The sequence below is a fragment of the Neohoeflea coraliihabitans genome (genome assembly GCF_019334345.1).
GTDB lineage: Bacteria > Pseudomonadota > Alphaproteobacteria > Rhizobiales > Rhizobiaceae > Pseudohoeflea > Pseudohoeflea coraliihabitans.
In genome coordinates this window covers 448470-461006 of the sequence record NZ_JAHWQX010000003.1, presented here as the reverse complement: position 1 = coordinate 461006, position 12537 = coordinate 448470, and the positions used below count along the sequence as shown (strand labels likewise).

Annotated in this window: 11 protein-coding genes; 3 read left to right on the top strand and 8 right to left on the bottom strand. The window is 62.9% G+C overall.

Going from position 1 to position 12537, the window contains the following annotated elements; genetic code table 11:
- Window positions 1–24 precede the first annotated feature (24 nt).
- From KY465_RS13260 to coaD, 3 genes are all read right to left on the bottom strand, one after another.
- On the bottom strand, window positions 25–534 hold the full coding sequence (locus KY465_RS13260; protein WP_219202165.1) for a peptidylprolyl isomerase: 510 nt from the start codon (window positions 532–534) through the stop codon (window positions 25–27).
- A gap of 34 nt (window positions 535–568) precedes the next feature.
- Window positions 569–1153, bottom strand: coding sequence for a peptidylprolyl isomerase (locus tag KY465_RS13255; RefSeq protein WP_219202164.1), 585 nt, complete (start codon window positions 1151–1153; stop codon window positions 569–571).
- 100 nt (window positions 1154–1253) lie between these two features.
- Window positions 1254–1754 carry a pantetheine-phosphate adenylyltransferase gene (coaD, locus tag KY465_RS13250; RefSeq protein WP_219202163.1) on the bottom strand — a complete coding sequence of 167 codons (501 nt, stop codon included), beginning with the start codon at window positions 1752–1754 and terminating at the stop codon, window positions 1254–1256.
- Between the two features lie 213 nt (window positions 1755–1967).
- On the opposite strand from coaD, the gene KY465_RS13245 reads away from it, so the two are divergent.
- Window positions 1968–2126: a hypothetical protein gene (locus KY465_RS13245; RefSeq protein WP_219202162.1), complete on the top strand. Its 159-nt coding sequence runs from the start codon at window positions 1968–1970 to the stop codon at window positions 2124–2126.
- Between the two features lie 24 nt (window positions 2127–2150).
- Here KY465_RS13245 and gyrA read toward each other — a convergent pair whose 3' ends face one another.
- On the bottom strand, window positions 2151–4988 hold the full coding sequence (gyrA, locus tag KY465_RS13240) for a DNA gyrase subunit A (protein WP_219202161.1): 2838 nt from the start codon (window positions 4986–4988) through the stop codon (window positions 2151–2153).
- 220 nt (window positions 4989–5208) lie between these two features.
- Between gyrA and KY465_RS13235 the strand changes: the two genes are divergently transcribed.
- Entirely contained in the window at window positions 5209–5838 is a 630-nt protein-coding gene (locus tag KY465_RS13235; RefSeq protein ID WP_219202160.1) for a MarC family protein, read from the top strand.
- A 113-nt stretch (window positions 5839–5951) separates the two neighbouring features.
- Here KY465_RS13235 and KY465_RS13230 read toward each other — a convergent pair whose 3' ends face one another.
- From KY465_RS13230 to KY465_RS18810, 3 genes are all read right to left on the bottom strand, one after another.
- Window positions 5952–6491, bottom strand: a complete 540-nt coding sequence (locus KY465_RS13230) for a single-stranded DNA-binding protein (protein ID WP_219202159.1) — start codon at window positions 6489–6491, stop codon at window positions 5952–5954.
- A 212-nt stretch (window positions 6492–6703) separates the two neighbouring features.
- Window positions 6704–7513 carry a DUF1206 domain-containing protein gene (locus KY465_RS13225; protein ID WP_219202158.1) on the bottom strand — a complete coding sequence of 270 codons (810 nt, stop codon included), beginning with the start codon at window positions 7511–7513 and terminating at the stop codon, window positions 6704–6706.
- A 25-nt stretch (window positions 7514–7538) separates the two neighbouring features.
- Entirely contained in the window at window positions 7539–8252 is a 714-nt protein-coding gene (locus tag KY465_RS18810) for a phosphatase PAP2 family protein (RefSeq protein ID WP_219202157.1), read from the bottom strand.
- 392 nt (window positions 8253–8644) lie between these two features.
- Between KY465_RS18810 and uvrA the strand changes: the two genes are divergently transcribed.
- The gene (gene uvrA, locus KY465_RS13215) at window positions 8645–11566 is read left to right on the top strand and encodes an excinuclease ABC subunit UvrA (protein ID WP_219202156.1); all 2922 of its coding nucleotides are present in this window, start codon (window positions 8645–8647) and stop codon (window positions 11564–11566) included.
- A 1-nt stretch (window position 11567) separates the two neighbouring features.
- Here the strand turns inward: uvrA and KY465_RS13210 are convergent, their stop codons facing one another.
- The gene (locus KY465_RS13210) at window positions 11568–12464 is read right to left on the bottom strand and encodes a mechanosensitive ion channel family protein (RefSeq protein ID WP_255561662.1); all 897 of its coding nucleotides are present in this window, start codon (window positions 12462–12464) and stop codon (window positions 11568–11570) included.
- Window positions 12465–12537 lie beyond the last annotated feature (73 nt).

Genomic DNA, 12537 nt, shown 5'->3' with positions numbered 1-12537 from the left:
CCCGGTCTCAGGCGAATGCGCCCCTCAGGCGTCGGCCGCCACTTTCAACGACACGATCTTGTCGGGATCGACAACCGGCTCGCCACGCTTGATCTGATCGACATTGTCCATGCCCTCGATCACCTGGCCCCACACCGTATATTGCTTGTTGAGAAAACCGGCATCCTCGAAGCAGATGAAGAACTGCGAATTCGCCGAATTCGGGTTCTGCGCGCGCGCCATCGAGCAGACACCGCGTGCATGGTTCATGTTGGAAAATTCCGCCTTCAGGTCAGGCTTGTCGGAGGCGCCCATTCCGGCCCGGCGCGGATCGAAATTCGGCCCGCCGGACTTGCCGAACTTGACGTCGCCGGTCTGCGCCATGAAGCCGTCGATCACGCGGTGAAAGACCACGCCGTCATATTCGCCGGCCCGCGCCAGTTCCTTGATCCGCTCCACATGCCCGGGAGCCAGGTCCGGAAACATTTCGATGACGACATTTCCCTTTGTCGTTTCCATGATCAGGGCGTTTTCGGGATCTTTGATTTCGGCCATGCTGTTCTCCTAAATGGCTTTTGCGGGCGACGTTTCAGCCGCCGGCTTTCATGGTGATGATCTTGTCGGGGGCGCTGACCGCGCCGTTTGGCGGACTGCCGCGCTTGATTGCATCGACATGCTCCATCCCCGAAACCACCTCGCCGACAACCGTGTACTGGCCGTTCAGATGCTCTGCGGGCGCGAACATGATGAAGAATTGCGAATTGGCGGAATTCGGATCGGCGCTGCGGGCCATGCCGACGGTGCCGCGCTTGAACGGCTGGTCGGTGAACTCGGCGTTCAGATCCGGCTTGTCGGACCCGCCGGTGCCGGCCCGGCGCTCATCGTAACCGTCTTCCATGTCGCCGAATTGAACGTCACCGGTCTGCGCCATGAACCCTTCGATTACCCGGTGAAAGGCGACATTGTCATAGGCGCCGGCGGCAGCCAGTTCCGACAGGCGTTTCGCGTGCTTGGGCGCCTGATCGTTCAATTCGATGACCACCGGTCCGTCGGCCAGCTGCATGGTCAGCCGCTCGGCGGCCTGCGCCGCGCCCATGCCGCCTGAAAATGCAGTCAGGGACAGCGACAGCGCCACGGCCGTTGCCGCTGCGGTCAGATATTCACGTATGCGCATGAAAAACCTCCAATGCCGCCCGCTTGCGGGCGCTTGCGTGTGCCATACCGGGCGCCGCTTGGCAATGCCGCCACGCCGCCCTGGACAGGACCATTCGCCTTCAATCCGCCGTGCCGGCACGGCTCTGCATTGCCTTGAGCACGGCCCCGGGAACGAAGGCGCTGATGTCGCCGTCCATCGCCGCGATCTGCCGCACCAGCGTGGCGGTGATATGGCGATGCGCGCTACGCGCCGGAAAGAAAATGGTCTGCACCGCTGGCGCCATTTGCGCATTCATGCCGGCAATCTGCATTTCATAGTTGAAATCCGTCGTGTCGCGCAGGCCGCGGATCATCGCGACGGCGCCGGCTTTTTGGGCCGCCTCGACAGCCAGCCCGGAAAAGGTCTCGACCCGGATGTCATCGACCCGTTCGGGCAGCACGTCCGACAGCGCGGATCGGATCATCTCGGCGCGCTCGTCAAAGGAAAACAGCCCCTTTTTCGTCGCGCTGACGCCCACGCCGACGCAAACCGTCTTGAACACCGCCAGCCCCTGCACCAGCACATCCAGATGGCCGTGGGTCATCGGATCAAACGAACCGGCATAATAGGCGATCGGCATGAGCATTCTTCTCCCTTGCTTTCAGATGCCGCCCGGCTGCCGCAAAGCGGCCGGTCCGGCTCTCCCCATGTCTTTTGCCACGCGCCGCAAGCTGCCGGCAAGCCGCAAGCCGCCAGAGGCCGCGCGGCGCCCCGGCCCGCCGTTCAGACTTCATTCATCGGCAAGGCGCACACTGCCTGTCAGTATCGACCTGCGTATCGAGGAGTCCATGCCATGATCGAAGCACTCGGATTGATGACGGCCCTGGTGGCCCTGGCGTTCAGCGGCCTGACCGTGGCGGCGCTGCGCAATCAGATGATGCCGGCCGAATACCTTCCGCACCAACAGGGTGAAAACGAGCCGCATGACGAAGCGGCCCGCCGGGCCCGCTAAGCGCCTGTCCCTGCGGTCAGGCCCCTAGCTGTCCGTCTCGTCGGATCCGGCTGCATCGGTTGAGCTTTCCGGATTTTCCGCCGCGCCATCCGTCTCGGGCACGATCACCGTATCGACGCTGTCGGAAATATCTCCGTCGGCATCGATGGCTTCTTCCTCCGGCTCGCGAATGCTGTCCACCGACACGACCCGCTCGCCCGGTCCCGTGTTGAAGATCGTCACGCCCTTGGTCGCGCGACTGGCCATGCGAATGTCATGCACCGGCGTGCGGATCACCTGCCCGCCGTTGGAAACCATCATGATCTGATCCGCATTGTCGACCGGGAAGCAGGCGATCAGCGGTCCGATCTCGGCGGTCTTCGAGGTATCGGTGGCGCGGATCCCCTTGCCGCCACGCCCGGACGTGCGGAAATCATAGCTTGACGAGCGCTTTCCATAGCCCTTTTCGCTGACGGTCAGGATGAACTGTTCGCGCTCCTTCAGTTCCTCGTAGCGCTCCTGCGTGAGTTCGCCCTCGCCCGCCTCTTCGCCGACCAGGTCGACTACATCGACATCCTCGCCGGTAACGGCGCGGCGCTCGGCCGTCGAGCGGCGCAGATAGGCCGCACGCTCCCAGGGCTCGGCATCGACGTGATGCACCACAGTCATCGAGATCAGGCGGTCACCATCGGCCAGCGAAATCCCGCGCACGCCGATCGAATTGCGACCGGCGAACACCCGCACATCACCGACGGAAAAGCGGATGCACTGGCCGAGCGCCGTGGTCAGAAGAATGTCATGCGCCTCGCTGCACGTCTCGACATTGAGAATGGAATCATTCTCGTCCTCGAGCTTCATGGCGATCTTGCCGTTGCGATTGACCTGCACGAAGTCCGACAGCTTGTTGCGCCGCACCGTTCCGCGCGTCGTCGCGAACATCACGTCGAGCTGCGCCCAGCTGTCCTCGTCCTCCGGCAGCGGCATGATCGAGGTGATGCGCTCGCCCTGCTGCAACGGCAGCATGTTGATCAGCGCCTTGCCCTTCGATTGCGGTGTGCCGATCGGCAGGCGCCAGACCTTCTCCTTGTAGACAATGCCGCGCGAGGAGAAGAACAACACCGGCGTATGGGTATTGGCGACGAACAGCCGCGTGACGAAATCCTCGTCGCGCGTCGCCATGCCCGAGCGGCCCTTGCCGCCGCGCCGCTGCGCCCGGTAGGTCGCCAGCGGCACGCGCTTGATGTAGCCCGCATGACTGACCGTCACCACCATGTCCTCGCGGGCGATCAGGTCCTCGTCATCCATGTCCGGACCACCCTCGGTGATCTCGGTACGCCGCGGCACGCCGAACTCGTCGCGCACCGCGATCATCTCGTCCTTGATGATCTGATGCACCCGATCGCGCGAGGCGAGAATGTCCAGGTAATCCTTGATCTCGTCCCCGATGGTGTTGAGCTCGTCGCCGATCTCATCACGGCCAAGCGCCGTCAGGCGCGACAGGCGCAGTTCCAGAATGGCCCGCGACTGCTCTTCCGACAGATTGTAGGTGCCATCCTCATTGATGCGGTGACGCGGATCATCGATCAGCCGGATCAGGGATTCGACATCGCGCGCCGGCCAGCGCCGCGTCATCAGCTGCTCGCGGGCCGTGGCCGGATCGGGCGCATTGCGGATCAGGCTGATCACTTCATCGATATTGGCAACGGCGATCGCCAGTCCAACCAGCACATGTGCCCGCTCGCGCGCCTTGCGCAAGAGATATTTCGTGCGGCGCGTGACCACCGTCTCGCGAAAGCTGATGAAGGCGCGCAGCACATCCATCAGGTTCATCAGTTCCGGCTTGCCGCCGTTCAGCGCCACCATGTTGACGCCGAATGACGTCTGCAGCGGCGTGTAGCGATACAACTGGTTGATGACGACGTCGGCAACCGCGTCGCGCTTGAGCTCGATGACGACGCGGTAGCCCTGACGGTCGGACTCATCGCGCAGATCGGAAATGCCCTCGATGCGCTTGTCGCGCACCAGTTCGGCCATCTTCTCGATCATCGCCGCCTTGTTCACCTGGTAGGGCACTTCGGTGATGATGATCGCCTCGCGATCCTGGCGGATCTCCTCGACATGCACCCGGCCGCGCATCATCACGGAGCCGCGCCCGGTCTCGAAGGCGGAGCGGATGCCCGCACGTCCGAGAATCAGGCCGCCGGTCGGGAAATCCGGTCCGGGAATGATCTCCATCAGTTCCGGCAGCTCGATCGCCGGATTGTCCATCAGCGCCATGGCGGCGTTGCACACCTCGACCAGATTGTGGGTCGGAATGTTGGTCGCCATGCCGACGGCAATACCGCCGCCGCCATTGACCAGCATGTTGGGAAAGCGCGCCGGCAGCACCTTCGGCTCGGAGCCGGAGCTGTCATAGGTTTCCTGGAAATCGACGGTATCCTTGTCGATGTCCTCGAGCATCTCGTGCGCCAGCTTGCTCAGCCGCGCCTCGGTGTAACGCATGGCGGCTGGCGGATCGCCGTCGATCGAGCCGAAATTGCCCTGCCCGTCGATCAGCATGGCGCTCATCGACCAGTGTTGCGCCATGCGCACCATGGCGTCGTAGATCGACTGGTCGCCATGCGGGTGATATTTACCCATCACGTCCGAGACGGGGCGCGCCGATTTGACGTATTTCCGGTTCCAGTGATAGCCGCTCTCATGCGAGGCGTAGAGAATGCGGCGATGCACCGGCTTCAACCCGTCGCGCACGTCCGGAAGCGCCCGCGACACGATCACGCTCATCGCGTAATCGAGGTAGGACCGCTGCATCTCCTCGATGATCGAAACAGGCTCGATACCGGGTGCGGAAGGCGTGTTGCCGCCGTTGGTCTGGTCAGTCAAAGGGGTTCACATTCCATTTCAGAATCACTGACGCCTGTATAGCGGAAAGCCGCCGCCGCCGCCAATTGCACGGGCCGCGTCCTCGACTTACCCACCGCATTTCCACACGCACTCGCGTCCACATGCAGCCAGAGCGAGCACCGCGGCACGCAACCCTTGGCGGTTGACAGCGGCCCGCGAACACCGGACGGTTCCCAGACCGCTCACAGGATCGCCTGCCATGACCGTCGAAACGCTCGTCAACGCCTTCATCACCCTGATCGTCATGTATGATCCGCCCGGCATGGCGGCGATCTTTCTCGGTCTGACCGTCGGCATGACCGGCGCCGAGCGCGCCCAGGTCGCTTTGCGCGGCATCGTTTTGGCCACAGTGCTGCTGATCATCTTCGCGCTGGCCGGCTCCACCATCCTCGCGGCTCTCGGCATCTCGCTTGATGCCTTCCGCATCGCCGGTGGCATCTTGCTGTTTGTCATCGCCTTCGAGATGATTTTCGAAAAACGCCAGGAACGTCATGAGAAAAGCGCCGAGCGCGCGGTGACCAAGGATCACATCGCCAACATCGCCGTTTTCCCGCTCGCCATTCCGCTGATTGCCGGACCCGGGGCCATTTCCGCCACCATCCTGCTTGCCGGAACCTTCGCCTCGCCGCTCGATCGCATCGGCCTGATCGGCGTCCTCATCGCTGCCGGTCTCGTCCTGTTCGGCTCGCTGGTCATTTCCGACCGCCTCGACAAGATGCTCGGCAACACCGGCCGCGCCATCCTCACCCGCCTGCTTGGCGTTCTCCTCGCCGCACTGTCGGTGCAGTTCGTCGTCGACGGGCTGAAACAGTCCCTGTTCGCGGCCTGATCTGCCGGCAGATCCTCCATCAGCCGCGCAACCACGCGCAAAAAGACCGGCCGTTTGCAGCGGCCGGTCTGGTGAATTGGACGGGTAAGCGGCGCTGGCGCCGCCGCCATCGATCAGAACGGAATATCGTCGTCGAGATCGCGCGAGAAGCCGCCGCCCCCAGAGCTGCCCGAGCCAGCCGAGCCGCCGCCCGAGCCTCCCGATCCACCACGATCATCGTAGTTTCCGCCACCGCCGCCGCCGCCGCCGCCGCCGCCGCCGAAGTCGCGGCCGCCGCCACCACGACCGCCCTCGCCGTCGCCGCGGCCATCAAGCATCGTCAGCGTCGAATTGAAGCCCTGCAGGACCACCTCAGTGGAATACTTGTCCTGGCCGGACTGATCCTGCCACTTGCGCGTCTGCAGCTGCCCCTCGAGATACACCTTGGAGCCCTTGCGCAGATAATTTTCGGCGATCTTGCACAGGCCCTCGGAGAAGATCACCACCCGGTGCCATTCGGTCTTTTCCCGACGCTCGCCGGTATTGCGGTCGCGCCAGCTTTCCGATGTCGCCACCGACAGATTGGCAATCGGGCGACCATCCTGCGTCCGCCGAATTTCCGGGTCCGCACCGAGATTGCCCACCAGTATGACCTTGTTGACGCTACCTGCCATTGTTCTTGCCTTCCGCTATTGCTGCCGCCGCCCGGCTGATCCTGCCCGGCCCGAATGAATTGTCATCACTCTACAGGAACGCCGACCGCCACTCACAGCGGCAGCCGACAATCCACAACGCTTTTTTGTTCCATTTTTGTTCTGCGTGTCAACCGGTCGCGCTTCACCCTCCGAGGCGCAACCGTTCTGACGGCCCTCAGGCCAGGCCGAAATTACAGCGCCTCGCCGACATTCACCCGCCGCCAGATGGCTTCACAGAAAGAATAGACGGCAAAAAGGATGATTCCGATCCCCATGGCGCCGAGAAGGACGCTGCCCATTGGCAATCCCTGCAGGAAAGACATCGCATCCTTGATGTTCGGCGGCGAACTGCCATTCTCTCCCGCTTCGGCGCCGCGGTAAAACAGCAGGAACGCCAGGATGAAGAACACCATACCGCGCGCGATCAGACCGCTGACCGCGATCGGGCGAAGCACTTTCATGGTCGATTCCTGCGCCACGAAATGCTCTTCGAACTTCATCTTGACCGCTTTCCACAAATGCGCGCCACCGACGATCAAAAAAATCGCCGCCAGGATCAACGCCACCGGACGCGCGCCGACGAAGGACGTCATGGTCTGGGCGAAACCGCCACCCGACCCGGACCCACCGCCACCACCGCCAGAAAACAGCCCGATCTGCGAAATGGCGAACAAAGCCAGCGTCGAATACACCACAGCGCTGGTCAGCAATCCGGCGCGCACCGCCAGCCCCTTTGCCGAGGTGCCGTGATCATCGGCGTCAGCAAGAGACTGGATCAATCGCCACATCGCGTAGCCGATCAGCCCGACGATCATCAGCGCCACCAGGATCGTCCCGAAGGGCTGCGAGAGCAGGTTCTGCAGGGCGCCTTCACTGTCCTTGTTTTCGCCGGCGCCGATGGCCGCCAGCAGGGCAAAGATGCCGATAATCAGATACACGATGCCGCGCGAGGTGTAGCCGGCACGGGCCAGATGTTCGATCACGGTGCGATGCTTCTTCACAATTGTTCCTGCCCTCTGATGCGGATCACGATGTCTGACCCAATTCATTTCTGCGTCTGAAAGTTCGCCCGATCATGTTGGCGGCCATCCAGCACATGCCCGCCCAGGCGGCGCCGAACAGCCAGCCGGCAAGCACGTCGGTCGGCCAGTGCACGCCGAGATAGACCCGCGTGATCCCGACCATCAGGGCGATCGTCACCGCGCCGACCAGGATGAAGACGCGCAGCGCCGGGCGCGAGACGAACCGCACCGCCACCGCCGCCAGCGTCAGCCAGGTCAGCGCTCCGACCATGGCGTGCGCGCTGGGAAAGCTCGATGTGAAGGTCACATCCATATGGTTGACGAGATCCGGCCGCGCCCGGTCGAAAACCCGCTTGGCGAGCGTCGAGACCAGGCTGCCGGTCACCACCGCCGAGATCAGGAACAGCGCCGCCGTCATCTTGCGCGCCAGCATCAGGGTGACAACCGAGATGAACACGACCACCGAAAGGATCGTGTAGCCGCCCAGCGCCGTCAGTTCGGCGGCAGATTCCTCGATCCACGCCGGGCCGAGAGCGTCAGCCGTGTCGTCGAGACTGCGGAAGAACAGGAGAATGGAGCGATCAAGCGATTGGCCGACATCGTAGAAGACGCCGATGGTCAGAAGCACGAACAGCGAGAAGCTGATCACCGTCCCCGCGGCAACGATCCGTTCGGTGCTGTTGGGCCGTCGGGACCATGTCCGCGCATGCTGGTTCACGACTGCATTTCTCTTGTCTCAATCCGCATGCCGGTGCCTTCGGGTTTTCGTTCGGTCAAGCAAAAACCCTCCGCACCGCCATAGGTTCCGCTGCGCCGCCGTGATCGTCGGCGCCGCGGAGAAGCGACCTTGCTCGCCAGCCAGCCCTTGCCAGCCGGGTCCGAATCGCCGAAACATTCCGTGTTCCTTGTTTGTTCTTTTTAGTTGAGGGCCTTCCGCCGGGTTTCAGGCCTTGCAGACAAGCCGCAAAAGAATGGCAGGGCAGACCCTCGAATTTGCTGATAAAGCACCTATATTGGCGAGGCGCGGCACAGAGCGGATGCCTGCGAAATCCGAAACACCAGTCTTGACGGCCAGTCCGGGCCGATCAGCTTGAGCAGATAGTCGAAGGCATGAGCGAACAGAAATTCATCTCCATTCGTGGCGCGCGCGAGCACAATCTGAAGAATATCGATCTCGATCTTCCGCGCGACAAGCTGATTGTCATGACCGGCCTGTCCGGTTCGGGCAAGTCATCGCTCGCTTTTGACACGATCTATGCCGAGGGCCAGCGCCGCTACGTCGAGAGCCTGTCCGCCTATGCGCGGCAGTTTCTCGAAATGATGCAGAAGCCGGACGTCGACCAGATCGACGGCCTGTCCCCGGCGATTTCCATTGAACAGAAGACCACCAGCCGCAACCCGCGCTCGACTGTCGGCACGGTGACCGAGATCTATGACTATTTGCGTCTGCTGTTCGCCCGTGTCGGGGTCCCGATCTCGCCGGCCACCGGCCTGCCGATCGAAAGCCAGACCGTTAGCCAGATGGTGGACCGGATCCTGGCGCTCGAGGAAGGCAGCCGACTTTACCTGCTGGCGCCGTTGGTGCGCGGACGCAAGGGCGAGTACCGCAAGGAACTTGCCGAACTGATGAAAAAGGGGTTCCAGCGCGTCAAAGTCGACGGCATCTTCTATGAGATTGCCGAGGTGCCGCCGCTCGACAAGAAGTACAAGCACGACATCGACGTCGTCGTCGACCGGGTGGTGGTTCGCGACGATGTCGCCGCGCGTCTGGCCGACAGTCTCGAAACCTGTCTGTCGCTGGCCGACGGTCTGGCTGTCGCCGAATTCGCCGACAAGCCGCTGCCCGACAGCGAGACGGCGGGCGGTTCGGCCAACAAGTCGAAGAACGAGACCCATGAGCGCATCGTCTTCTCCGAAAAATTCGCCTGCCCGGTCTCCGGCTTCACCATTTCCGAGATCGAGCCGCGCCTGTTCTCCTTCAACAACCCACATGGCGCCTGCCCGTCCTGTGACGGTCTCGGCAGCCAGAACAAGATCGACGAAGCGCTGGTCATTCCCAATCGCGATACGGTGCTGCGCGCCGGTGCCGTCGCGCCCTGGTCTCGCTCCTCCTCGCCCTATTACACCCAGACGCTCGAAGCCCTCGCCCGGCATTTCTCCTTCAAGCTCGGCGACCGCTGGTCGGATCTGCCCGAGGCAGCTCAGAATGCCATCCTGTACGGCACCAGCAACAAGATCGAATTCCGCTACGACGACGGCCTGCGCTCCTACAAGACCTCGAAGACCTTTGAAGGTGTGATCCCCAATCTCGAGCGCCGCTGGAAGGAAACCGACAGCGCCTGGGCGCGGGAGGAGATCGAGCGCTACATGTCGGCAGCCCCCTGCCCGGCCTGTCTCGGCTATCGCCTGAAACCCGAGGCGCTGGCGGTCAAGATCGACAATTGTCACATCGGTCAGGTCACCGAAATGTCGATCCGCAAGGCCAATGACTGGTTTGCCGACCTGCCCGAGCGCCTCAACGCCAAGCAGAACGAGATCGCCACCCGTATTCTCAAGGAAATCCGCGAGCGGTTGCGCTTTCTCAACGATGTCGGGCTCGAATATCTGACCCTGAGCCGCAATTCCGGCTCCCTGTCGGGCGGCGAAAGCCAACGCATTCGCCTCGCTTCGCAGATCGGCTCCGGACTGACCGGCGTGCTCTATGTGCTCGATGAACCGTCAATCGGCCTGCACCAGCGCGACAATGCCCGCCTTCTCGAAACCCTCAAGCATCTGCGCGACATCGGCAACACCGTGATTGTCGTCGAGCATGACGAGGACGCCGTGCTGTCGGCCGACCATGTCGTCGACATCGGACCGGCGGCCGGCGTGCATGGCGGCGAGATCATTGCCGAGGGGCGGCCGGGCGACATCCTGGCGCATCCGAAATCCCTGACCGGCCAGTATCTCTCCGGCGCACTGGAAGTGGCCATTCCAACCGAACGCCGCAAGCCAAAGAAAAAGAAGGCGCTGAAGGTCGTCGGGGCCCGCGGCAACAATCTCAAGAACGTCACCGCCAGCATCCCGCTCGGCGTGTTCACGGCCGTCACCGGCGTCTCGGGCGGCGGCAAGTCGACCTTTCTCATCGAGACGCTGTACAAGACGGCGGCGCGCCGCATCATGGGGGCCCGCGAAAATCCCGCCGAACACGACAGCATCGAGGGTTTTGAGCATATCGACAAGGTGATCGACATCGATCAGTCGCCGATCGGTCGCACGCCGCGCTCCAACCCGGCCACCTATACGGGCGCCTTCACCCCGATCCGTGACTGGTTTGCCGGCCTGCCGGAAGCCAAGGCCCGCGGCTATCAGCCCGGACGCTTTTCCTTCAACGTCAAGGGTGGGCGCTGCGAGGCCTGCCAGGGCGACGGCGTCATCAAGATCGAGATGCATTTCCTGCCGGATGTCTATGTCACCTGCGATGTCTGCCATGGCAAGCGCTACAATCGCGAGACGCTCGACGTCACCTTCAAGGGCAAGTCGATCGCCGACGTGCTCGACATGACCGTCGAGGAAGGCGTCGAATTCTTCGCCGCCGTCCCGGCCGTGCGCGACAAGCTCAAGACGCTCAATCGCGTCGGCCTCGGCTACATCAAGGTCGGTCAGCAGGCAACGACGCTCTCGGGTGGCGAGGCGCAGCGCGTCAAGCTGGCCAAGGAACTGTCGAAACGCTCCACCGGCCGCACGCTTTACATTCTCGACGAGCCGACCACCGGCCTGCATTTCCATGATGTCGCGAAACTGCTCGAAGTGCTGCACGAACTCGTTGACCAGGGCAATTCCGTCGTTGTCATCGAGCACAACCTCGAGGTGATCAAGACCGCCGACTGGGTGGTCGATCTCGGCCCCGAGGGCGGCGATGGCGGCGGCGAGATTGTCGCCGAGGGCACCCCTGAGGACGTCGTCAAGGTCAAGCGATCCTACACCGGCCGCTTCCTCAAGGACCTGCTTGAGCGCCGCCCGGGCAGCAAGCGCGTCGAGGCGGCGGAATAACCTAGCTGTCGTCCGCCGTATCGGACGCACCGGCCCGGTTGAGCGCCAGCGGTTCCTTGAAGGTCAGGGTCCGGTACGGGAACGGGATCTCGATGCCGGCCTCGTCAAGCGCCCGTTTGACCGCCGCCACCACCTGGTCGCGGGAGCGGCGCAGATCGACGGGTTTCGAGCCGGTCCACCAGGTCACCTCGAAATTGATCGAGGAATCGGCGAATTCCTGTGCGAAGACCTGCACCGGGCGAGCGTCGCTGATGACCGTGTCGCAGCTTTTGACCGCCTTGGTGATGACCTCACGCGCCTGATCGACATCCTCGTCATAGGCCACCCCGCAGATCACCGTGGTGCGCCGCTGATCGAGATCCGTGCGGATTGTCAGGGGATTCTTGAACAACACCGAATTCGGCACGATGACCAGTTGCCCGTCGGTCTGGCGGATATGGCTTTCACGAATGGCGATCGCCTCGACCTTGCCCTCCAGACCCTCGCATTCGATGAAGTCGCCGATCCGCATTTCCTTGCGGAACAGGATGATGATCCCGGCGAGGAAATTCTCGAAGATATCCTTGAAGGCGAAACCGATCGCCACCGACCCGAGCCCGAGACCGGCCAGGATGCCGGCCGGCGTCAGCGTCGGAAAGACGATCACCAGCGCAATCGAAATGCCCAGCGCCCAAAGCCCGATGCTGATCAGGGTGACGAACAGGCTTTGCAGGCTCGGCCGCAGGCGGGTGCGCGCCAGCATCCGCGCCGCCAGCCGCGACGCCAGCGCCACGAACAGCGCCGTCACCACCAGGACGACGATCGCCACGGCCAGTTGTGGCAGCAATGCGATGGTGCCGCGCGCGATCGCATTGACCTGCGCCATGACGATCTGCAGCGGATTGAGATCTTCGGTCAAGCGAGCTTCCCTCTCTTTTCTCGTTGGCCGGCGGCGGTCGGCTTTCGGCTTGACTTGCAAGCTAGCGCCGCCG